This is a genomic window from Paenibacillus sp. NPDC057886 (genome assembly GCF_042796655.1).
Classification (GTDB): domain Bacteria; phylum Bacillota; class Bacilli; order Paenibacillales; family Paenibacillaceae; genus Paenibacillus.
The window spans coordinates 355,925-377,882 of record NZ_JBHVMZ010000002.1 but is presented as its reverse complement, the minus strand read 5'-3'; the positions used below and the strand labels follow the sequence as shown (position 1 = coordinate 377,882).

Genomic DNA, 21,958 nt, shown 5'->3' with positions numbered 1-21,958 from the left:
CGAATGGAACATGTAAGCGTGTAACAAGGAGAGGGGATTACATCTATGACTTTACAGATCGGAATCATTGGAACAGGTTGGTTCAGCAAGGTACATGCAGATATTCTGGCACGAATGGAAGGCGTTCGTGTAGCAGCTGTCTGCGGAACAGCGCTGGAGAAGGCGGAGGCCATGGCTTCTGTCTATGATGCTGTTGGCTACGGTGAACTTGAACATATGTTAGATACTGAAAAGCTGGATGCAGTCTATATCTGTGTACCCCCGATGTCTCATGGAACGATTGAAGCCGAATTGATTCGTCGGGGTATCCCGTTCCTAGTGGAGAAACCGCTGAGTACAGGCATGGATATTCCTCGTCAGGTGCTGGATCAGGTACAGAAGTCCGGATTGTTGACCTCGGTAGGTTATCATTTCCGTTATCAGGAGGCTGCACAGGTACTGAAAGAAGCGATGAAAGAGCAGACCGTCGGTATGGCGCTTGGGCGCTGGATGGGCGGAATGCCGGGAGTCGCCTGGTGGCGTCGTCAGGACGGCTCCGGGGGACAGTTTGTGGAACAAACGACCCATATCGTGGATTTGCTGCGGTATTGTGCTGGTGAAGTGACAGAGGTATACGCTGTAGCGGCCCAGCGCAGCATGCATGAGAAGCATGAGCATGTCACGGTAGCTGATGTGGCGAATGTAACGCTCAAGCTGGAGAGTGGAGCAATCGCAAGCATTGCCAACACCTGCCTGCTGCCAGATGGTGAGGGCGGTGCAGGGCTCCAGTTCTACACAGATGCCGGAGTCTGGGATTGGACCCCTGAACGTCTTCTTCTGCCAAGTGCTGCCCCTCATGCAATGGCAGGTCAGGAGATTCCAGCAGGGCATAACCCGTATGAGCGGGAAAATGAAGCGTTTATTCACGCCCTTCGTACCGGAGATCGTTCGGGGATTTTGTCCGATTATGCGGATGCCTGCCGTACGCAGGAAATTACAACGGCGGCATTGGTTTCGGCAGATTCGGGATTGCCGGTACAGCTCCAGCGTTCCAAACATCTCTCTCACTAATCCTTTTATGACGTAACCAGAAACGTAACCCATGAAAAAGACGCCTGAATGTGGACTGATCCGAAGATCAGTTCAATTCAGGCGTCTTTGTGTTGTACGTGAATCAGAATCTGGCTACTTATTAGTAGACTGCTGCTGTTTCAACCAGTCTGAGGACCAGTTGTATATCTGATTGATGACAGGTTCAATGGCTCTGCCTTTAGGCGTCAATTCATACTCTACGCGAGGCGGAATTTCAGGATACATATGCCGGGTTACTATACCTTCCATTTCCATTTCCTTCAGACGTTCGGATAACAACCGACCGCTAATCGCCATTTCAGCTTCCAGCTCTGTGAATCGTTTGGGTCCGGATAACAGTTGGTACATGATGAGCAGTACCCATTTCTTACCGATGATATCCATGGCTTGAGTAATGAGACAGGGACTTGGCGATTTTACTTTTCTCAGCTTCAACGTGTTCACCTCGATTCAAGTATGGATGAATTTCTTCGTATATATAAAAGTGCGTGGCTTTCTGCCGCTCTGACCAAAGTAAGGGACAATGAAGTCAACATGTTACTACGAAATGTACTGTAACATACCTTTTGTATGTATTATACACTATTCGTCAAAAAATTACTTGAATAAATAATGTTATTATTATATACTCACTTCATAAAAGTAAGTTAATGATTATTAATGTGTATAATATCAGCACATACCAATTTCGCAGTGCAAACTGCTAATTTTTAAAAATAGAGTTACGTTGTAACTTTTACATAGATTGCTTTTTATACAACAGATGGATATGGACATTCATTTTCAGGAGGATTATACATATGAACAAAGGCTTAAGAATTTTGGGATATATTGCGTTGGTTGTGCTTGCAGGTGTATTTGTAATGACAGGGTTTAACAAGGTTAGTGGAGCAGAGATGATGGTACAGACTTTCGAAGGTTTCTCCTATCCTACATGGACGATGTATCTCATTGGTGCAGTAGAGCTGCTCAGTGCGGTGGGTCTGTTGATTCCACGTACTCGTCTTCTGGCTTCAGGAGTATTGACGTTTATTCTGATTGGGGCTGTGGGAAGTCATCTGATTTACGGACAATATGCGGCTGTTCCTTTCCCGGCGGTGCTGTTGGTTGCCAACATTGTCGTTCTTATTATGGGCATGCGTAAACTTGAAGCAGAAGAAATGGATATGGATCTCGTGCAGGTCTAAGAGATCGATTCGGAATGTTCCAATACGAAAAAGATGACCACTGCAGTGGTCATCTTTTTCGTGTTTTATTGCCGAAGGGAGTGTCCCATAAAAGGATTACTCAGAGATTAAACCACGTGTGATCATTCGCAGCGTATGCTTGGTATCCGATTGCTGAATCCAAGTGTCACATACCTGACGGACCCAATTCGGGTTGGTTTTGCCAGCATCGTTCAGCCAGTTGCTGACAGAGTCTTGCACATATTTATGAGCATCCGATTTCACATGGTTGAGTAGAGGCAGGGCCATCGCAGGATTTTCTTTTAACTCCTGAATATGTTTGGCCCACACACCGTGGGGTCTTGTCGATTCTATGGCAAACCGTCGGATCAGTGGGTCAGGATCTTGTATCCGGTGTCTGGATTGGCATATTCTTGGGCACGGTTGTGATGGACGTCATACTGTCCATTTCGATCAGGTCTGCCTCGGACAAGGAGAACATCAGATTGAATTGTGATAAATAAAGAATTTTATCCATACATCTCCTTTCCATTACCGTAAGAATATAAAAAAAGAAGAACCCACGAGTTCAAAGGGTTCTCTTGCAACGGGACTTCTTGAAAACGGAAGGTCTCCTGATTATAAATAATCGAATAAATTCCTATTATAGTAGTTTTTTAAGTTGGGAGACGCGTCCTTGGCTAATGCCAAGCTTTTCCGCAATTTGCTGTTGAGCCAAACCGGGATTCTGTTCAACAATTTCCTTCATCTGTTGCAGCATGCGTGCCGTCTTTGGCCGCAGGTCCGGGTACTCTTGGTTGGCAGCTGTAGTCCCCTCTTCCCATGCAGGAGATGAGACAGTGGCGGATTCGGTAGCAGGACGCTCCACGGGTGCAGGAGCCTGTTTGTTCTGAGGAACGAACCATTCGGGAGTGTCATCCGGGTGTTTTAATTGAATTGCACAAGTCCGGCAGATGAATTGCTCTTTGAAATACATTTCCGTATCCACATCACCGCAAAAAATACACAACGTTGATTTGTACTTTCTCAAAATCAACTCTTTCCCTTCAATGAAAAACTCGAGCGGATCGCCGATATGGATTTCCATCGTATCCCGCATTTCTTTGGGAAGGACAATTCGTCCAAGGCGGTCCAGAGATCTCTTCATTCCGGTTCTTTTCATCGCATCTCCCCCGCAATATTCACAATTAAAACCTGTCCTTATTGTAAGGAAGAAAGGGCTTTAATACAACAATAATATTTCAAGAAATAGGGTTAATTCCATCTATTATGGGAAAATAAGTTTGGATAGCACGGGTGCAACCGCCAATGTGAACAATGCGGCCAGTACCATGGAGATGCTGGAGATGGTTCCTGTCAGTGAACTGAGCTCAAATGCCTTGGATGTGCCTGTTCCGTGGGCACCGGTTCCAAGCAGCGTCCCACGTGCAATCTCGCCATCAATGCGCAGCATTTTCACAATGGATGGTCCCATAATCGCCCCCAGCAGACCGGTCATGATGACAAAAACCGCCGTAACGGCCGGAATGCCTCCAATGGTAGCCGATACATTCATGGCAATAGGGGTCGTGATCGATCTCGGGATCAGACTATGAATGAGTCCGGAGTCCAGGCGCAGCCATTTGGCGAGCAGGGCAGAAGAGAGAACTGCCACCATGGAGCCCGTCATAACGCTGAAGACGATCTCGGAAATATGTTTTTTGAGTACATGAAAAAACGTATAGAGCGGTATGGCGAAGGCCACCGTTGCCGGTTGAAGCAGCAGACTTAACCATTTGCCACCACTGCTGTAGGCTGCATAATCCGTACCTGTTGCGAGCAGCACCCCGACGACAAGAAGCGGCGTAATCAGCAGCGGAGACAGATAAACTTTGGGCAGGCTGCGATACATGCGTTTGGCGACCCAGTAAATACCTACGGTTAACAAGAGGCAGAGGAATCCAATCATCCGGTGTGACGCTCCTTTCGTTTGGCGATTCGGGTGGCAACAAGGCCTGTGCAGGCCATGACCAGAAATGTGCTAAGCAGAACAATAAACAGAATTTGCAGTCCGTCTTGCTCCAGCATTGGCATGTAGTTCATAATGCCGACGGCTGACGGGATGAAAAACAGCAACAGCTCACCGAGCAGCCAGGCAGCTCCAATTTCGATCCAGCGCAGCTTCACGACCCGGGTTTGAAGCAAAATAAACAGCACGATCATGCCAAGTATGGAACCTGGTACAGGCAGATGGAAAGCACGGGCCAACTGGTCCATGAGCAGTGAAAAGGCCATCAAGAGCGCAACTTGCAAAATGCCAAGGCCCCATTTCTTCACTTCAATCCCTCCTTGTATAATTAACGTGATAATATTGTGTTGTTTATGAAAATGAATGGAAACGTTGTTTGATATAACAAATTTTACATCGCATTCTTTCATGAGTAAAATGCATATTAAGAATGTTTACCATTCCATTTATCTATGAGAAATGGGGATCAGGCGATGGATATCCGCCATTTGCAATATTTTCTGGAAGTTGCTCGGCAGCAAAGCTTCACCAAAGCGGCCGAAGTGCTGTTCATTACACAACCGACGATTAGCAAAACAGTCAAAAGCTTGGAAGATGAATTAGGTGTAACGCTGCTGGATCGTTATGGCAAGAAGGTAGCGCTAACGGATGCGGGGCATGTCTTTTTCCGACAGGCGCTGGAGATTGAAAAATCATTTCGCAGCCTGTCGTCCGAGCTGGACGATCTGATGAATCTGAAGAAAGGACACCTTCGGATTGGTCTGCCACCGATGGTGGGGTCCAGCTTTTTCCCGATGATTATCGGTGAATTTCATAAAGCTTACCCTCAGGTGACCATTCAACTCTTCGAGGATGGTGCCAAAAAGGTGGAGGCCGACGTGATCAGCGGTGCACTGGATATCGGTGTTGCCGTTCTTCCAACGGTGGATGAACTGGTGGATCATTTCGTTTTTGTAAAAGAGAAGCTGAATTTGCTCGTACATCCTTCGCACCCACTCGCGAATAAAGAGTCTGTCGCGCTGCGTGAACTGGAACATGATGCGTTCGTGCTGTTCCGGGAAGATTTTGCGCTGCATGACCGGATTATCGCCGCGTGCCAGCATGCGGGATTCCAGCCCCGGGTGGTGTATGAGAGCTCCCAATGGGATCTGCTCAGTGCCATGGTAGCAGCCAATCTGGGTGTTGCGTTGCTGCCAGAAACGATCTGCCGTGAGGTGGATCATATGCGTGTGCGCATTATACCCGTAATGGAACCCGTGATTCCGTGGCAGCTCGGCATGATCTGGCGGAAGGACCGATATTTATCCTTCGCAACCCGGGAGTGGATCAGTTTCACACAGTCCATGCTGAGTGAATAATCGCGATGGTTGATCAATTGGCTGTTAGCAAGATGATGTCTCTGCTCCTATTAAATGGGGAGAGGGGGCAACAGGGTCGTAACGCCAAATAAAATCTAAAATTCCAAATGGAAAGAGCCCATGAATCAGGTCGTAATCTGACCTTTCATGGGCTCTTGTCTGTGTTCATCATGGATTAAAATTGTTAAAAGTAAAAAATAAGTTCATTTTGCATGTTGGATCATTTGATCATTTTACTGCATTTCGATTCGGTAACTGACTCAGATAACTGTTGGATAAGTGTAGAAGATCCAAAGCCTGCTCGTACTGTTCCTTCGTAATATATGCGGAAGAGGTCGATTTCTCTTCAATCGGCATGACAGATGCGGGCACGGCCGGTTCATCCTCCAGACTGTTCGGATTCGTCCCCTGATCAAGCTCTGTAAGAACTACATTCTGTCTCCCGGCATCGGCAAGAGAGTAATGAGTACCATCACCGTATCCCGTCTCAGGAACGAACAGTGAAGCATCGTTCAATACGGAACCGGAGGGCAGATAATAGCGTTCTGGCAGCAGATTATTTCCCTCACGCAGCAAATCCTGCCCGAAATACAGTTGGTTCTGGAGAGAGGCACCGGTCAACCCGGCGATCGTTGGCAGAATATCCACCTGTCCTCCGATCTGTTCCAGTTGAGCTGCTGGCGTGATGCCAGGAGCCGTGACGATGAGTGGAATATTGATCATGTCCGCAGAAGTATACTCCCTACCATAGATTTCCTGCATCAGCTTCTCGTCAGTCCGATCCAGCGAGTAGATAGGCAGACCCAGATGGTCACCGTAAACGACCAGCAGGCTATTTTCCCATAGTCCGCGTTCCTTAAGTCCCTCTATAAATTGCCCCACCGCCTGATCGGCATAATGCTGGGAGACAAGATAATCCCCTGGCAACGTATTAACGTACCGTTCCGGCAACGTCAGACTTTTCTTATCTTCTGGCAAATGGTAAGGATGGTGCGCAGACATGGAGATAATTTGTGCATAGAAAGGTGACCCCGCTGCCTGCATGGCCTCGAGTTTATCCAGTGTCTTGCTGTACAATACTTCATCTGATGCCGAGAAGGCGATGGAATCCTCTGTTCCGAAATAATTTATGTCATAATACTGATCGAATCCAAGAGCCCTGTATAACTGATCGCGATTCCAGAAGTGTACATCATTCGTATGGAATGTGGCTGTCTGATAACCGTTCGCGGACATCAGTCTGGGCAGACTTGGCAACTCCTTATTGGCATAGACGGTAGTTGCAGCCCCGTTGGGCGGTGTGTAAAACGATGTATTTACCACAAACTCGGCATCCGACGTATTTCCCTGTCCGACTTGCTGATAAAAGTTCGGGAAATACAGGCTTTGTCCAGCCAACTTATTCAGATTGGGTGTAACTTCCTGTCCGTCCAACTGCAATCCGATCAGGAAGTTCTGGAATGATTCGAGCTGGAGGACAATGACGTTGCGTCCCTTAGCCGCCCCCTCTTCCACAACAGCGGGCAGTTCTGTCGTTTGTTTAATCTCGTCAATATGATTCTGATCGATTTGATCGAGGGGTACGGGTTTGTCAGGCCGATCCGCCAGGATGGTGTACGCTTCGTAACCGAGAATCCCCATCTGCTCAGCCTGTGTAATCTCACTCATACTCGCCCGATTAGGGTATATGTTGAGCATGCACAGCACCATCGACAGAATCAGAATGACCGAGGCAATCCGTCTTCTGGTGCTTCGTTCAAGCGGCACTCTGCCTGGGCGTTCGGTCCCGCCGAGCTTGATCCGCCGACGAACCAGAATCCCCGCGATCACCAGAATATCTGCAAAAATAAACAAATAATACGGATCGAGCAAAGAGAACATGCTGCTCTTGACCGAGGTTACCTGATTAACCTGTGCGAGCGCGTGATAATTGACAATGACACCATAATATTTGTAGTACATAATGGCTGCGAAGAAGATGCCCGATAGCACCAGATTAAGTCCGAGATATAACCACATCCGTCGCTTGGCTGCGAACCACTCAATCAGACAGAAGCAGATCCAGATCAGCGGCAACTCTGTCAGCAGTGGTTTCCAGACGGGGATGTCATCGAAGATCACAATCCAGGCCAGAGAGCTTTTGATCATCATAATAACGGTGAATACTATAAACGGTCCGCTTAGAAACCGGGTGAGTGAATTGCGTGACAAGTTACCGCCTTCCTTCCTTTCCGAAGTTTCATTTAACAAGTATTATGCTATCTCATGGCATGTCGTGTCAAAAGCACCGAACTTCTTGGCTGCTCGCTTCTCTCGATTATTAGAAAAAAAGAGGGAGGCGCTTGGATTCATTCATGACCTCGCGTATACAAAAAGCCCCTTCCATTGAGGAAGAGGCAGAAGGGCTGTCATTTTGAATACAAATGATGCTTGCCCAAAGTGTGATCACAGTATATCTGTAAACTTGTATACAGATTCTGGAGCATACTATCAGGTTTGCTCCCTTTCGTTTACTCTATGGTGAATGTCGTGACGAATGAAGGTCTTGGAAACATGGTGGGCTTCTGAGCTGTCAGCCCTTCACTCGTGCTGCGGTTGCGGTGAGCATGGTTATAGGCTTGAGACTGCTGCCAGTTTTTGAAGTGATCTTCGGACTGCCAAAGTGTAAGTACTACATACGTATCGTCCTTTAGCGGACGAAGCACACGAATGCCGACAAAGCCGGGCTCGTCTTCCACTTTGCGTGCACGGTTCTTGAAACGTTGCTCGAAGTCGTTCCGTCCGTCTTCTGTTACAGGTATATTGTTCAGAACGGCATAACCGCCGCCTGTCCAGGAGCCTGCGGCATCGAAGGCTTCATACGCCGCTACGTTGTCATCGGACTCGATGTTCATCAGACGTTCTGTCGATTCAATGGCCAAACGAACCTGTTCCTCGCTGCGCAAAGTCAGATGCGGATATGCAGCAAGTGCATCCGGAATCGGTGAAGGGACCAAATAGATATACATAGAAGCTGCCTCCTCATTTACGTACATTCTATATAAGTTTAACTACACTTTTACACGAGAACGTAGAGGACAGAAATAAGCTGGAGAAGCGAAGCTAAAAGCTTTCTGCAAGAAAGCTGCATCGTAAGCATAAGCTTCGCCTTTATCCCCGGATGTTTACTTTTGTAAAAATGAATCAAAAAAATCTGGGGATAACAGCGATCGGAAGATTGTTCTGTCATCGGAGTAGCAAGTGTAACACTATCTAGTTCAACTTATACACCCCAACATAGCATATGGGAAGGGGCGAGTCCAATCCGCTGATTGGCTGGTTTGAGCACCGCTTTTCGTGATAAAGTATAGAGACTACAATCAGAACGGGTGATCGCATGACAACCGCAATTCGAATATCAGTCAGGCCTTTGGTGGAATATGTGTACCGCAGTGGCAGCATACGTCCAGGGTTCCGCACCAATGCATCGATGCAGGAGGGAACCCGGATACACCAGCGGGTGCAGAAGGATTACACAGAAGATGATCTGAAAGAAGTGGTTCTCGAAGTGGAGCTGCAACACGGAGACTTGACGTACGTGGTGGAGGGACGATGTGACGGGCTGATTCGTCTGGATGGCCAGCTGACGGTGGATGAGATCAAATCAACTGCGGCAAATCTGGACGATCTGGGCGACGGGGCCCCCGTACACTGGGCGCAGGCCATGATGTATGCCTATATGTACGCCGTTCAGCATGATGAACCACGTATGCAGGTACAGCTTACGTACGTGCACACCGTGAATAATGAAGAAAGACGGTTTCGGCGGATGCTGGAACGGCAGGAGCTTGAACAGTTTGCAGCAGAGCTGGTCGCTGGCTACGCGCCGTATGCAGAGATGATAGTGTCTTATGAAGAGAAGCGCGATATAAGCGTGCGAGAGCTGCCTTTTCCTTTTCGCAAATACAGGGAGGGACAGCGCAAGCTGGCAGGGGCTGTATACAAGACGATCCGCGAGGGACAGGGACTGATGGCGAAAGCACCAACGGGGATTGGCAAAACGATGTCAGTACTGTTTCCCACGGTCAAGGCAATTGGTGAAGGGGAAGCCAAACGATTGTTCTATCTGACCGCAAGAACGACGACGCGAGTTGCGGCAGAAGAGGCTTTTGCCCGGATGCAGGCGGAAGGATTGAAGATGCATGTGATCAGTCTGACCGCGAAGGACAAGATCTGTTTCAAGGAAGAGGAAGCCTGTGATACGGGACAGTGTGGCATGTGCGAAGGATATTATGACCGTATTAATGGGGCCGTGCTGGATATGCTGGAACATGAGACGTTAATGACACGCCCGGTTATTGAACAGTACGCACGCAAGCATCGGGTATGTCCGTTTGAATTTTCACTGGATGCTGCGTATGCAGCCGATGCGGTGATCTGCGACTATAACTATATTTTCGACCCGCGTATCTCTCTCAAACGCATGCTGGAGGAGCAGAAGCGCAAGACGGTATTACTGGTCGATGAGGCACATAATCTGGTCGATCGGGGTCGAATGATGTTTTCGGCGGAGCTAGAGAAGGCCGTCTTTCTGGATGTCAAAAGGGAGTTCCAAACGCTGGGCAGCAGTGTGACCGCCGCCAAAGCCATCGCGGATCGTACAGGCGCCATCGACAAATACCTGATTACGCTTCGCAAAAATGGTGGGGATGAGGGCAAATTGCTGCAACAGGAGGCGCCGGAGGAACTGATTGAACTGCTGGAGCCTTTTGTCATGGTTGCGGAGCAATGCCTTGTTGAAGGTGGTTCGGGAAATGCCGAAACGGATGAATTGCTGCTGGAAGCCTATTTCACCGCACAGAATTTCCTGCGTATTGCCAAGCTGTACGATGAACGCTTCATTACTTATGCGGAATGTGTACGAAGTGAAGTACGAGTGAAGCTGTTCTGCCTGGATCCATCCGTGCTGCTGCGACAGACTGCCAAAGGATTCCGCTCCACCATTCATTTCTCTGCGACATTGTCACCCCTTGGTTATTACCGGGATATGCTAGGCGCGGAGGAAGAGGATTATACCCTTCGTATTCCTTCACCTTTCCAGCGGGAGCAGCTGGATGTGAGATTGCTGCCGTTATCGATTCGATATCGGGATCGTGAACGTTCCAGACAGCCTATTGCCAATATGCTGCGCCAGTTGGTTGCCGAGTGGCCTCATAGCAACCTGCTCGTCTTTTTCCCATCCTATCCATATATGCGCGAAGTACATGGGACGTATATGGAACAGCCGGGCGAGGCAGAAGTCGTGATGCAGGAGCAGGGCATGAGTGAAGAGGAAAGGGAAGCGTTTCTGAACGCGTTCCAGCCGCATCCTGAACGAACACGATTGGTATTTGCCGTTATGGGCGGTGTATTTTCCGAAGGTGTGGATCTGCCGGGTGATCGTCTGAATGGAGTTGTGGTGGTCGGGGCCGGACTTCCCCAGATTGGTCTGGAGAACAACGTACTCCGCGATTATTATAGTCGTACAGGGCGCAACGGATTCAATTATGCCTACGTTTTCCCCGGCATGAACAAGGTATTGCAGGCAGGTGGAAGGCTGATACGTACGGAAGAGGACAAGGGCGTGCTGGTGCTGGTCGACGATCGATTCACCGAGGAACCGTATCGATCCTTGCTGCCCGAGGAATGGCAAGACTACACACGGATTTCACCCCAATAATGATATTTAGATAAAGATCAATCGCAGACTTTTTCAGCTTTCTTTTCTATGCATGATTGAAGGATAGGCCGAAAAGGGTATTACTTGGATAGCATACGAACGAACAAGGACGATACAATGCGTGCCGTGGTCCGCTTCGAAAGCAATCAAGGAGGTCGGTTGGGAATGAAGAGAAATCATACGATGATGCAGTTTTTTGAATGGCACCTGGCCGCAGACGGAAACCACTGGAAGCGACTGGCGGAAATGGCTCCTGAGCTGAAATCGAAAGGAATTGATACGGTATGGGTGCCTCCCGTGACCAAAGCCGTATCTCCTGAGGATACCGGTTACGGCGTATATGACCTGTACGATCTGGGCGAATTTGACCAGAAGGGCAGCGTGCGCACCAAATATGGCACCAAGCAGGAACTGGTCGAGGCGATTGCCGAGTGCCAGAAGAAAGGCATTGCCGTCTATGTGGATCTGGTGATGAACCATAAGGCGGGTGCAGATGACAAGGAAGTCTTCAAGGTGATTGAGGTCGATCCCAATGATCGAATGAAAGAAATCTCCAAACCGTTCGAGATTGAGGGATGGACCAAATTCACATTTCCGGGCCGCGGGGATCAATACTCCTCTTTCAAATGGAATGCCGAACATTTCAACGGTACCGACTTTGATGCCAAGGAAGAACGGAGCGGTGTGTTCCGCATTGCAGGGGAGAACAAGAACTGGAACCAGAATGTCGACGATGAGTTCGGAAACTATGACTATCTGATGTTCGCAAATATTGATTACAATCACCCGGATGTCCGGCAGGAAATGCTCCAATGGGGAAAATGGCTCATCGATACGCTGCAATGCAGCGGTTTTCGACTGGATGCGATCAAGCATATCAACCACGAATTCATCAAGGAATTCGCCGCCGAGATGATCCGCAAGCGGGGGCAGGATTTCTACATTGTGGGTGAGTTCTGGAACTCCAACCTTGATGCATGTCGTGAATTTCTGGATACGGTTGATTATCAAATTGATCTGTTCGATGTGTCCCTGCATTACAAACTTCATGAAGCCTCTCTGGCAGGCCGGGACTTTGATCTTTCCAAGATTTTTGATGACACCCTGGTGCAGACACATCCGACGCATGCTGTAACGTTTGTCGATAACCATGATTCCCAGCCGCATGAAGCACTGGAATCCTGGGTGGGTGATTGGTTCAAGCCGAGCGCATATGCGCTGACGCTGCTGCGTCGTGACGGTTACCCGGTTGTCTTTTACGGTGATTATTACGGCATTGGGGGTCCTGAACCTGTTGATGGCAAGAAGGACATTCTGGACATTCTGATGTCCGCCCGTTACGACAAAGCGTATGGAGAGCAGGAGGATTACTTCGACCACGCGAACACGATTGGATGGGTACGTCGTGGGGTGGAAGAAATCGAAGGCTCCGGTTGTGCAGTAGTTATCTCGAATGGTGATGATGGTGAGAAAAGGATGTTTGTTGGCGAACACCGTGCTGGCGAAGTCTGGACCGATCTGACGCACAGCTGTGAGGACAGCATTACTATTGAGAAAGACGGCTGGGCCACTTTCCATGTATGTGGTGGGGGCGTCTCCGTATGGGCTCTTCCGGATCAGGGCGAGGAATCTTCCGCTCAATAATACGTTGAGGATCAGTGGATCTTCATATAGACTGTTAAACCACCTGAACTGGCGATCATCTGCCAGGCAGGTGGTTTTTTTATGTTAGGTGGACTAATCTTATTCGTGTTATCCTTATATGGAATAATAAACCAATATAATGATCTCAATTAATATCGATTAGTGATCATCTTTGATAGATCATACCGAGGGGGGAATCGGGTGAGGCAACAACTACACTTGGGGTTGTGGCTGCTTGTAATGGCGGTTTGTCTGGGGGCTTGCGATTTGGGAACAAACAAAGGACCAAGGGGGGAACCGAAGCGAACGGATGATTATACGTTGAATACCGAGCGAAGAGATTTGACCCAACGTTTGCTGAAAAATTCGGATTCCTTTCAGGAGCGTTTGCCAGATGATTATAGCTTGACTGCTACTGTTAGAGTTCATCATGAATCTGATCTGGACCGCATTATATATGAGATTTCTGTTAAAGAGGCCCGGGTACCGATGGTCAATGTAATACAGTCTTTTACACTTGATCCATCCTTGATGAACAGCATTAACGCCACTGAGCTCCTCAACTCCAATGCGGGAAATACGCACGAGACTACTCTGGGTCCTGGAAAAGAACCGTTGGGATTGAGTTTACTCAGAGATTATATTTTGAAGCCCAAAGCGGAGATCCATAGCAATATCATTAAAACTTATCAGGATATGTATATCAAAATTTCCTACGGACCAAATGATCAGCGTACGGAAGATTACGTTCATGTTAAAGCCAAACCATCTCCTGAAACTATTGAATATATGAAATCATGGAAAACAGATCAATAGAAAGGCAGCACCCGAAAAGCCCCTTCAAAGGAACCTGAATGGATGCTGCCTCTTTATTTTGGTGATACATATAGTTCGGGTTGCGTACTACACTTCAAGTTCAAATGACTCCAGCGTACCTACCATTCTTAGATCATGCTCTTGGTTGAACTGTGCACGCTTGTCCGCATTGGCATATTCATCATGATAGTGCATGAGCACAGTTTTCTGTCTTACTTCGGCTGGAAGCTGTTGCAGATCCTTCAGTGAGGTGTGTGATTTGATGACCAGATCATGCATATGACATTCGTGGAAAATAAGCTGTACGCCTGCAGCGGCCTGCTCGACCCGTTCCTGATCCAGCGTGCTATCTGCACTATAGTAGAAGTAGGGCTTTGCAAGAAGTCCATTGCTGACCATACCCGGCACGTGCTGTGTTCGAAAAGTCTCAAACGTCACGCCCCCCAGCTCAAATGTGCCTCCATCCGGTAAAGGTACGATATCATAATAGTCGCTCATCGTGCGCTCCCCATCGGTTGTATAACGCATGCCTGGGGATAAAATATTCCATAACGGATCAACCAGTTCTTCGTGGATAAACAGACGTGGCTTGCGGTCGCCCACAATCTGTGAATAATAGCCGAGCATCTGTACTCCGTTAATATGATCTTCATGCAGATGGGTAATAAACACATTGTGGATAGCCGTCATTGGAAAGCCGTATTCCTTTAATGCTTTTGCATTGGATTCCGGAAAATCAATCACCAGATGTGTATCGCCGAATTCGGCCAGCATACTGTTGTGATGTTGCTCCACGCTGAACATGTCTCCTGTACCGAGAAATGTTATTTTCATCCATTTCATCTCCTTCTATCATCTTCAGATCAGCATCAATTAGATTAAAACCAGTATACCTTGTTCCAGGAAATATGCCTAAATCAACCTTTTGTGATAACGCTATCATTTTATATTGAACTTTGTGGGCAAACAGTGTAGCGTAAAGATTGGGAAGTGAACCCATATGAACGTAAACTCACCTAAAGGGAGCGTGCGAGGCGAATGAAGTCTTTTCTGGATGAACAATTTTTGCTGCACAATGAAACGGCGATCAAGTTATATGAGGACTATGCGAAGGACTTGCCGATTATTGACTATCACTGCCACCTGAGTCCACAGGAGATCTACGAGAATAAAACCTTTGGCAATATTACAGAGGCCTGGTTATACGGTGATCACTACAAATGGCGGCTGATGCGCGCAAACGGAATTGAGGAGCAGTATATTACGGGTGGAGAGGGCATAACGGATTACGATCGTTTTCTGGCGTATGCCAAAACCGTACCGATGATGATTGGTAACCCGCTGTACGCGTGGTCTCATTTGGAATTACAGCGTTATTTCGGTGTCTATGAAGTGTTGAATGAGACAAGCGCCCCGGCCATCTGGGAAAAAGTAAATGCCAAGCTGACCAGTGACGGATTCGGTGCACGTGATCTCATTACCAAATCCAATGTTACCGTGGTATGCACAACTGATGATCCATGTGACTCCCTGGAATATCACCTGAAGATTCAGGAGATTGAAGGATTTGATACTGCTGTACTGCCTTCCTTCCGTCCGGATAAAGGGCTGGAACTGAATCGCGATACTTTCTCGGAATGGGTAGGCAAGCTGGCGCAGGCAGCCGGAACGGCGATTTCCGATTATGATTCGTTCCTTGCTGCACTTGAATCCCGGGTGGATTTCTTCCATTCTGTAGGTGGCAGAGTATCGGATCATGCACTGGACTATGTGCCTTTCGGTGTAGCTACACGGGAGGAAGCAGGGGCTATATTTGCCAAGGCTCTCGCTGGGCATAAGGTTAGCCGTGAGGAGGAGGATAAGTACAAGACGGTCACTTTGACTTTCCTCGGCAAACTGTACGCAGATCGGGGCTGGGTGATGCAGTTCCATATCAATGCTGCCCGCAACAATAACAGTCGGATGTTCGCCCTGCTTGGTCCGGATACCGGATATGATGCGGTTAATGATACGCCGCTTTCCTCGGCAGTCATCGGCCTGTTGGATGCACTTGATCAGGAACAGGCGTTACCAAAAACAATCCTGTATTCCTTGAATCCTCGAGACAATGAAGTGCTCGCAGCGATCATCGGAAGCTTCCAGGGCGGCGGCGTTCCGGGCAAAATCCAGCTTGGTGCAGCATGGTGGTTCAATGATACGAAGGACGGCATGCTCGCTCAAATGAAGGCGTTGGCGAATGTAGGTCTAATCAGCCGTTTTGTCGGCATGCTAACCGATTCCCGCAGTTTCCTCTCCTACACAAGGCATGAGTATTTCCGCCGCCTGGTCTGCAACCTCATCGGTGAGTGGGCCGAACAGGGCGAGGTACCGCATGATATGGAACTGCTTGGACAGATCGTACAAGGCATCGCCTACAACAATGCGAAGGAATATTTTCCTTTTGCTTCCGCGTTGAAAACTGTTTCTGCTTCGCAGTCCTGATTCGGTAAAATAAACGTCTTTCTTAACTCATATAACCCGACTCTTTCGGGTAATAAATTGCTCCCCTAATGTATTCGGGTTAAAGTATCAACCTGACGACTTGAAGGGAGCTTCTTTCATGTGGGTCCATACCATTTATCCCACATCTATTCCAGCTCGGACAGCAGCTGGGCGTATAGAGCAGACACTTCAGGAGAAGGGCCTGTACCGATTTCCTGAAGCAACTGATTCGCAAAATGCGCGTACTGTTCGATCAGCGCCTCTCTGTTCTTCTGTGTAGTTAACGCCTGCATGAGCAGCATTAATGCTTCCTCGTCCAATTCGTTGCGAGAGAGGAGCTTCTTGAGTAAAAGGGTGGCTGAGCTGATGTCGCGTACTCTCAGCAGGGTCTGACATAATCGACGGGATAACGCGGTATACATGATTGACAATCGCTCGATCTCACTCCAGGCCCAGGTATAGACATTATCCCCGAATAAATCGCCCACATATAATTGCTCCAGTGTTCGCGCCTGTTCGATGTCCTCCTCGGATTGAATGACAGAAAGCTTCTTGCAACCCTCTTCAAAACGAAGAAAATCTACGTTGATATCCGTCAAATTCAGGGCGTAATGGTTGTTGTCCGTGTGAAGTACTTGTTTCAATCCGTACGCATCCAGCAGTTTACGTAGTTGATAGACCGTCGTATTGAGATAGACTTCCGCATTTTTCTGCGGCATGCTTCCAAAAATATCTTCAACCAGTCGTGCCCTGGACACCAGCCGGCCTTTATGAATGAGCAGATACGCGAACAGTTCTGCGCTTTTGCTGGATTTCCATTTGGTTTTGATGCCTTGGGGACTATGGATCTCAATTCTCCCTAAACCATTGAATTCCACAGGTCCAGCCTGTGAGACCTCCGTGTTCTCAGCCACCGGGTGTTTACGCCACTCCGCAAGGGCTCGGTGAACAGTCTGCTGAAGTCTATTCTGATCCACAGGTTTAACCATATAGTCAAAGGCGAAGACATCAAAAGCCGATAAGGCATATTCCTTGTGAGAGGTGATAAAGACGATTCGCGTCTGTTTTCCCAGCTTTCGCAGCCCCTCTGCAAATTCGAGTCCGCTCTCCCTGGGCATGTTAATATCTACAAAAATCAAGTCTACCTCATGATCGGCCATATATGCTGTTGCGGCCGTGGTATCCAGAAATGCGCCCACAATCTGGACTTTCCCGATCTTGGCCAGCATTTTTTTCATAATGAGATGCATGGCTTTCTCATCATCCACCAGAATGACTTTCATGCGCCAATCCCCGCCTTCATAGAGAATAGTGGCTGTGCTGTTGTGGTTTCAGGAGGAACCGGAACGGAAAAGTAAAAATTGCTGCCCTGTGAGAGTTTGCTGTCAAACCAGATCTCGCCACCGTTCAAGCGCACGAACTCTCTGCACAGATTCAATCCAAACCCGATCCCTCGTTCTCCAGCTGTGCCTGTGGCTGACATCGGATACTCGTCCTGTAGAAGAGATTGGGCTTGTTCATCCGAGATGCCTTTCCCGGTATCGCTGACCGATATCACAATATGCTGATCCACCCGTTCAGCATTTAATGTGATTTGTCCTCCCGAATTGGTGAATTTGATACTGTTGGATAACAGGTTTCGAAGGATTAGATCGAGCATATCCTTGTCTGCATATACGGAGATCCCCGGCGAAATGTTTGAAATGATCTGAATCTGCTTATTTTCACTGCGCAAGCGAAGCAGACGAATGCTCACTTCAACGGAATGGGTCAGGTTCCGCTCCATGGGATGAAAGACCTGGCCTCCGCCCTGACTGCGAAACCATTCGAGCAGTCCTTCCACCAAAGCGAACGTATTCTGGATCTGTTGCCTCATCTCCTGAACAATCTCCTCCGAATCCCCGCCGAAGTCCTGTATTTCTTCTTCGAGCAAATCCATCAGATTGACAAGAACGGCAATGGGATCACGAATATCATGGGCGACCACACTGAACATTCTGTCCTTGAATGTGTTCAATTCAGTTAGTTGTCTGGCATTATCCCGCAGCTTATCCTCTGCCCGGATAGCTTCAGTCACATCGCTGAGCAGGAGCATTCTGCCGATGGGTTTCCCGCCGCGGTGTGTTACCAGAGAAAAATGCACATTATAAAATTTGTTACTTTGCACGCCGGATAGCTGAACCTTGCTGGCAAAAGAGGGTTGCTCAATCAATTTCTCCAGTAGCAGTGGGTAATCAGCAAGGACAAGACTTGCGGGCTGACCAATATTTTTGGGGTGCAGTCCCTCAATAACTCCACGTGCAGAGCGATTGAAGCTGGTTAATACGTGGTCCAGATCAAAGACAATGACAGCATCCTGCATGGACTCAAATACCTTTTGCCAAGCCAGCGGAGCCAAACGAAGCATGTTGAATTGAAAGATTCCCCACATATAGAAGACACCAGAGATGATAAATCCAAAAGGTGAGATATCGATGGGTGAATGGAGGACGCCACTTAAGTAAACAAGAGAAAAACCGAATGGCCCCCAGGAACCTATAATCATCAGTGCGATTTGCTTTTTCATGCGTGGTATAGCACGGCGGAACATCTGTACAAGGAAGAAAACACCAATAAAAAATAGTGTGTAGGAGAACAGGACATGAACCTGATATAAGGGCCCTTTCTCAAAAGAGAACAGAGGGAAACCTGCGGAGTTATCGATCGTCATGCTCTTGTAGTACAGGTGGTGCCACTCGTTGGTAATATGTGCGATAAACGTAAGGAGAGGTACAATTAGCAACAATATAACGTTACGCTTGCGTACCCAGGCTTCTCGGCCCGTATATTGCAGCACCATGAGAAAGAAAAAGACGGGGCCGAGCAGGATGCCGATATATTCGATTCGAAGCCAGAACCGGATATGTTCCAGATTCCCGCTAACGATCTCAAATGCGTATCCGAATGTATAAAAGGAACTGACAAACATCCCGAGGCCGTAACTAACGGCAATGGGCAGGTTCCTTCTTTTGTAGGAGAGGTAAGCCAACATTAAAGAACAGCAGGTTGCAGCCATCAGCAGTGCAGATAAGTACAGATTATAATTCATAGATGAGCCGCCTTTAATCAAGTCATATTCTTGCATTATATGCATTTAATTTTATCAGAAAGAGAATCAAAAACATATGTGTTTGAAAGGGGGAATTTAAAATTTTATTTGTTTGAAAAAAAGCCCGCTCTGCCTTCGAGAGGCCGAGCGGACTGATGTGATCTAGACTTATTGGATCGAGTCCAATAGTGTACCAAGCTCGGGGTTGGATTGGAGCACTCGCAGCACAATCGTCAGTGCTTCAGCACGGGAGGCTGAGTTCGCGGGATGGAACTCTCCTTTTCCGTCTCCTGTGATGATTCCGGCTGCAGCAGCCTGCTGAAGTTGCTCTTTATTCCAGGTCTGTTCAAGGTCCGTGAAGACAGGGGCTTCCGTCGTGATTACATTCGTCAGATCCATAATGCGGGAAATGATGGCGATCATCTCGGAACGCTTAATCTCCTGGTTTGGCTTAAATGTTCCGTCGGGGTAGCCCGACAACACGCCCTTACCTTGCAGGGAACGAATGGAAGCTTCCGCCCAGTGACCGGACACATCACTCATTGCACTGCCTTGGCTGCTGGACAGATCAAATACTTTGGCGATCAGCGTTGCAAACTCGGCACGTGTGATGCTGGCGTTCGGGTGGAAGGAGCCATCGGAATACCCTGTTACGACTCCCAGCTTCACGAAGGTATTCACTGTCGTTGCAGCCCAGTGTGTGCTTGTATCCGATAATTGTACAGCGGGATTAGACTGTGCTGCTTTAATTTTTTGGTTGAGGCTCGTCATAAGGTTATCCAAATTCACGACCTGCTCGTTGAATTTCGGCCCTGGTACAACGGTTGGTGTGGTAGTTGGCTCGGTAGTCGGCTCTGGCTTTACGACAGGTGTTGGTGCTGGTGTTGGGGTGGTGGTAGGCGTTGAGCTTGAACCGCCACCTGAACTACCTCCAGTACCTCCACCTGAGTTGCCTCCGGTACCACCATTGTTGATCGCGGTGATCTCAACGGTTTTTGTTCCGGACACGCCTGAAAGATCTGCTGCTTTGGCTTGAACCAGAACGGTTCCTGCGGAAGTTCCAGTCAGTACTCCGTTCGTATCAATGGTCGCCTTGCCTGTTCGGTTCTGTACTGTCCATACGATCGAACGATTGGTAGCGTCGGCTGGCAGAACATTCGCGGTCAGCGGAATGGACTGGCCTGATTGCACAGAATTGCTTCCACTTACGGTAATGGATTGGACCATAACAGGTGTAACCGTGATCTCAACGTTACCCAATACTTCGCTGCCATCTATAGCTTTGGCTTGAACCAGAACGGTTCCTGCCGAAGTCCCAGTCAGTGTTCCGTTCGTATCAATGGTCGCTTTGCCTGTTCCGTTCTGTACTGTCCATATGACCGAAGAATTCGTTGCATCATCTGGCAGAACATTCGCGGTCAGCGGAATGGATTGACCCACTTGTACAGAGGTGTTTCCTGTTAGGGTAATGGAATTCACCAGAACGGGAAGTGGGGTGATCGTAACTCGAACACTGCCAACGACTCCGCTACCATCCGTTGCAGTAGCATATACCAAGACGGTTCCCTGATCTCCGCCTGTCAATTCACCTGACTCTGAGTCGATGGTTGCTGTTCCTGTCTCATTGGTGACAGACCAGGTTACGGTAGGATTAATTGCGTTCGTTGGGGTCACCTCTGCATTCAGGGACAACGTTTGGCCCGTTGGAATAGAATTGGCGACGTTCGTGCTGTATAACTTGATGTCGGTCACGACATGAAAGAGATTATCCGTCAGAAGCTTCGATCCGGAATATACACTAATTTTTTTATCGATTTGAGGAGAATTGGCTTGAATAAGGAACGTGATGTATCCGTTTGTCGTATACGAGGAAAATCCTCCATTGGCTGTCATTTGTCCGCTATTCATCCGCGGATTGGTGTTATAAAACGATAGGTTCGAAGTATCGCTTTTCAAAAAGATTTCGGTCTGACCATCCACGAGATTATCTTGACCGTTATATACGCTAAGCGTAACGCTTACGTATCCAGGACGAGAAGCATCCATCTTCGGCGCTTCGGTGAAATCCACATGATGAGCGGACATGGAAGGTTTTGTGTTCGCAATGGCGTCGATATTCAGTTTAATATCTGAAAAATTACTTGTGTCATAGGAATATTCCGGCACCCATGCGATGCCGTTGCTTTCAATATATCCACCGACCGTTAATTTACTAATATCGAGTGGAACGGTAACGGTGGTATCGGCTTCTGGATTTGGAACGTCAGCTACAGTTCCATCCGCATAACGGATATAAAGCTGTTCATCCGCACTCGGCTTATCATTCTTAAAAACAACCTTTGCGGAAGAGTAGTTCCCCACGCAACCGCTTAGCAAGGCTGCAAACAAAGCCAGCACCAAGCCTGTTTTTCCTACTGTAAACCTGTTCATTTAGAACCTTCATCTCCTTCAAATTGTGACTAATTGCTTTTAAAACAAGTATATCTGCCGCCAATGACGGGAAAATGACAAACCCATTACCCCAAGTCAATATAGGCTCTTGGGGTGTTAAATTTACGTATGAATTTGCTGTTTGACATTCAACTTTTGCAGGAATATACTTAGTAC

The 21,958-nt window shown here is 48.0% G+C and carries 17 protein-coding genes and 2 pseudogenes; 7 read left to right on the top strand and 12 right to left on the bottom strand.

What is annotated here, in order from left to right; translation table 11 throughout:
• Nucleotides 1-45: 45 nt before the first annotated feature.
• A complete protein-coding gene (locus ACFVQB_RS08765; protein WP_379437097.1) occupies nucleotides 46-1,050 on the top strand; it encodes a Gfo/Idh/MocA family protein in 1,005 nt (334 codons plus the stop codon).
• Between the two features lie 114 nt (nucleotides 1,051-1,164).
• On the opposite strand, the gene ACFVQB_RS08760 is transcribed toward ACFVQB_RS08765, so the two are convergent.
• Nucleotides 1,165-1,455 (bottom strand): winged helix-turn-helix transcriptional regulator, encoded by a 291-nt coding sequence (locus tag ACFVQB_RS08760; protein WP_379438081.1) that lies wholly within the window; start codon nucleotides 1,453-1,455, stop codon nucleotides 1,165-1,167.
• A 416-nt stretch (nucleotides 1,456-1,871) separates the two neighbouring features.
• Between ACFVQB_RS08760 and ACFVQB_RS08755 the strand changes: the two genes are divergently transcribed.
• Complete coding sequence (locus tag ACFVQB_RS08755; RefSeq protein ID WP_379437094.1) at nucleotides 1,872-2,258, top strand: DoxX family protein; 387 nt, start codon at nucleotides 1,872-1,874, stop codon at nucleotides 2,256-2,258.
• Between the two features lie 96 nt (nucleotides 2,259-2,354).
• Here the strand turns inward: ACFVQB_RS08755 and ACFVQB_RS08750 are convergent.
• The 5 genes and pseudogenes from ACFVQB_RS08750 to ACFVQB_RS08730 all read right to left on the bottom strand — a co-directional run.
• Nucleotides 2,355-2,636, bottom strand: a pseudogene (locus ACFVQB_RS08750) (DNA alkylation repair protein); the annotation flags it as partial.
• Nucleotide 2,637: 1 nt separating this feature from the next.
• Nucleotides 2,638-2,775: pseudogene (locus ACFVQB_RS08745) on the bottom strand (Crp/Fnr family transcriptional regulator); the annotation flags it as partial.
• Between the two features lie 126 nt (nucleotides 2,776-2,901).
• A complete protein-coding gene (locus ACFVQB_RS08740) occupies nucleotides 2,902-3,420 on the bottom strand; it encodes an AbrB/MazE/SpoVT family DNA-binding domain-containing protein (RefSeq protein ID WP_379437091.1) in 519 nt (172 codons plus the stop codon).
• 105 nt (nucleotides 3,421-3,525) lie between these two features.
• Entirely contained in the window at nucleotides 3,526-4,206 is a 681-nt protein-coding gene (locus ACFVQB_RS08735) for a CidB/LrgB family autolysis modulator (protein ID WP_379437088.1), read from the bottom strand.
• Nucleotides 4,203-4,574 (bottom strand): CidA/LrgA family protein, encoded by a 372-nt coding sequence (locus tag ACFVQB_RS08730; protein WP_379437083.1) that lies wholly within the window; start codon nucleotides 4,572-4,574, stop codon nucleotides 4,203-4,205. The genes ACFVQB_RS08735 and ACFVQB_RS08730 overlap by 4 nt, the downstream gene beginning before the upstream one ends.
• Nucleotides 4,575-4,739: 165 nt before the next feature.
• Between ACFVQB_RS08730 and cidR the strand changes: the two genes are divergently transcribed.
• Nucleotides 4,740-5,624, top strand: coding sequence for a cidABC operon transcriptional activator CidR (cidR, locus tag ACFVQB_RS08725; RefSeq protein ID WP_379437080.1), 885 nt, complete (start codon nucleotides 4,740-4,742; stop codon nucleotides 5,622-5,624).
• A gap of 228 nt (nucleotides 5,625-5,852) precedes the next feature.
• Here the strand turns inward: cidR and ACFVQB_RS08720 are convergent, their stop codons facing one another.
• Together ACFVQB_RS08720 and ACFVQB_RS08715 are read right to left on the bottom strand one after the other, a co-directional pair.
• Nucleotides 5,853-7,775, bottom strand: a complete 1,923-nt coding sequence (locus ACFVQB_RS08720; RefSeq protein ID WP_379438078.1) for an LTA synthase family protein — start codon at nucleotides 7,773-7,775, stop codon at nucleotides 5,853-5,855.
• Nucleotides 7,776-8,134: 359 nt separating this feature from the next.
• Nucleotides 8,135-8,632 carry an antibiotic biosynthesis monooxygenase family protein gene (locus ACFVQB_RS08715; protein ID WP_379437077.1) on the bottom strand — a complete coding sequence of 166 codons (498 nt, stop codon included), beginning with the start codon at nucleotides 8,630-8,632 and terminating at the stop codon, nucleotides 8,135-8,137.
• Nucleotides 8,633-9,000: 368 nt separating this feature from the next.
• On the opposite strand from ACFVQB_RS08715, the gene ACFVQB_RS08710 reads away from it, so the two are divergent.
• The 3 genes from ACFVQB_RS08710 to ACFVQB_RS08700 all read left to right on the top strand — a co-directional run bounded on the left by ACFVQB_RS08710 (nucleotide 9,001) and on the right by ACFVQB_RS08700 (nucleotide 13,782).
• Complete coding sequence (locus ACFVQB_RS08710) at nucleotides 9,001-11,322, top strand: helicase C-terminal domain-containing protein (protein WP_379437074.1); 2,322 nt, start codon at nucleotides 9,001-9,003, stop codon at nucleotides 11,320-11,322.
• Nucleotides 11,323-11,487: 165 nt separating this feature from the next.
• Entirely contained in the window at nucleotides 11,488-12,966 is a 1,479-nt protein-coding gene (locus ACFVQB_RS08705; protein WP_379437071.1) for an alpha-amylase, read from the top strand.
• A 201-nt stretch (nucleotides 12,967-13,167) separates the two neighbouring features.
• Nucleotides 13,168-13,782, top strand: a complete 615-nt coding sequence (locus tag ACFVQB_RS08700; protein WP_379437068.1) for a hypothetical protein — start codon at nucleotides 13,168-13,170, stop codon at nucleotides 13,780-13,782.
• A gap of 87 nt (nucleotides 13,783-13,869) precedes the next feature.
• Here the strand turns inward: ACFVQB_RS08700 and ACFVQB_RS08695 are convergent, their stop codons facing one another.
• The gene (locus tag ACFVQB_RS08695) at nucleotides 13,870-14,616 is read right to left on the bottom strand and encodes an MBL fold metallo-hydrolase (RefSeq protein WP_379437065.1); all 747 of its coding nucleotides are present in this window, start codon (nucleotides 14,614-14,616) and stop codon (nucleotides 13,870-13,872) included.
• Between the two features lie 204 nt (nucleotides 14,617-14,820).
• Here ACFVQB_RS08695 and uxaC point away from each other — a divergent pair, with 204 nt between their 5' ends.
• Nucleotides 14,821-16,263 carry a glucuronate isomerase gene (gene uxaC, locus ACFVQB_RS08690; protein ID WP_379437063.1) on the top strand — a complete coding sequence of 481 codons (1,443 nt, stop codon included), beginning with the start codon at nucleotides 14,821-14,823 and terminating at the stop codon, nucleotides 16,261-16,263.
• 146 nt (nucleotides 16,264-16,409) lie between these two features.
• On the opposite strand, the gene ACFVQB_RS08685 is transcribed toward uxaC, so the two are convergent.
• The 3 genes from ACFVQB_RS08685 to ACFVQB_RS08675 all read right to left on the bottom strand — a co-directional run bounded on the left by ACFVQB_RS08685 (nucleotide 16,410) and on the right by ACFVQB_RS08675 (nucleotide 21,781).
• Nucleotides 16,410-17,546: a response regulator gene (locus ACFVQB_RS08685; RefSeq protein WP_379437061.1), complete on the bottom strand. Its 1,137-nt coding sequence runs from the start codon at nucleotides 17,544-17,546 to the stop codon at nucleotides 16,410-16,412.
• A complete protein-coding gene (locus tag ACFVQB_RS08680) occupies nucleotides 17,543-19,351 on the bottom strand; it encodes a sensor histidine kinase (protein ID WP_379437059.1) in 1,809 nt (602 codons plus the stop codon). Before ACFVQB_RS08680 ends, ACFVQB_RS08685 begins: the two co-directional genes overlap by 4 nt.
• Nucleotides 19,352-19,519: 168 nt before the next feature.
• Nucleotides 19,520-21,781, bottom strand: a complete 2,262-nt coding sequence (locus ACFVQB_RS08675) for an S-layer homology domain-containing protein (protein ID WP_379437057.1) — start codon at nucleotides 21,779-21,781, stop codon at nucleotides 19,520-19,522.
• Nucleotides 21,782-21,958: the final 177 nt, after the last annotated feature.

Excerpts from the sequence above, each read along its gene's own strand:
- ACFVQB_RS08735 (WP_379437088.1), bottom strand. The coding sequence starts at position 4,206 with ATGATTGGATTCCTCTGCCTCTTGTTAACCGTAGGTATTTACTGGGTC.
- ACFVQB_RS08755 (WP_379437094.1), top strand. The coding sequence starts at position 1,872 with ATGAACAAAGGCTTAAGAATTTTGGGATATATTGCGTTGGTTGTGCTT.
- ACFVQB_RS08680 (WP_379437059.1), bottom strand. The coding sequence starts at position 19,351 with ATGAATTATAATCTGTACTTATCTGCACTGCTGATGGCTGCAACCTGC.
- ACFVQB_RS08685 (WP_379437061.1), bottom strand. The coding sequence starts at position 17,546 with ATGAAAGTCATTCTGGTGGATGATGAGAAAGCCATGCATCTCATTATG.
- ACFVQB_RS08760 (WP_379438081.1), bottom strand. The coding sequence starts at position 1,455 with ATGGATATCATCGGTAAGAAATGGGTACTGCTCATCATGTACCAACTG.
- ACFVQB_RS08740 (WP_379437091.1), bottom strand. The coding sequence starts at position 3,420 with ATGAAAAGAACCGGAATGAAGAGATCTCTGGACCGCCTTGGACGAATT.
- ACFVQB_RS08765 (WP_379437097.1), top strand. The coding sequence starts at position 46 with ATGACTTTACAGATCGGAATCATTGGAACAGGTTGGTTCAGCAAGGTA.
- ACFVQB_RS08715 (WP_379437077.1), bottom strand. The coding sequence starts at position 8,632 with ATGTATATCTATTTGGTCCCTTCACCGATTCCGGATGCACTTGCTGCA.
- ACFVQB_RS08705 (WP_379437071.1), top strand. The coding sequence starts at position 11,488 with ATGAAGAGAAATCATACGATGATGCAGTTTTTTGAATGGCACCTGGCC.
- ACFVQB_RS08710 (WP_379437074.1), top strand. The coding sequence starts at position 9,001 with ATGACAACCGCAATTCGAATATCAGTCAGGCCTTTGGTGGAATATGTG.
- ACFVQB_RS08720 (WP_379438078.1), bottom strand. The coding sequence starts at position 7,775 with ATGATGATCAAAAGCTCTCTGGCCTGGATTGTGATCTTCGATGACATC.
- uxaC (WP_379437063.1), top strand. The coding sequence starts at position 14,821 with ATGAAGTCTTTTCTGGATGAACAATTTTTGCTGCACAATGAAACGGCG.
- cidR (WP_379437080.1), top strand. The coding sequence starts at position 4,740 with ATGGATATCCGCCATTTGCAATATTTTCTGGAAGTTGCTCGGCAGCAA.
- ACFVQB_RS08675 (WP_379437057.1), bottom strand. The coding sequence starts at position 21,781 with ATGAACAGGTTTACAGTAGGAAAAACAGGCTTGGTGCTGGCTTTGTTT.
- ACFVQB_RS08695 (WP_379437065.1), bottom strand. The coding sequence starts at position 14,616 with ATGAAAATAACATTTCTCGGTACAGGAGACATGTTCAGCGTGGAGCAA.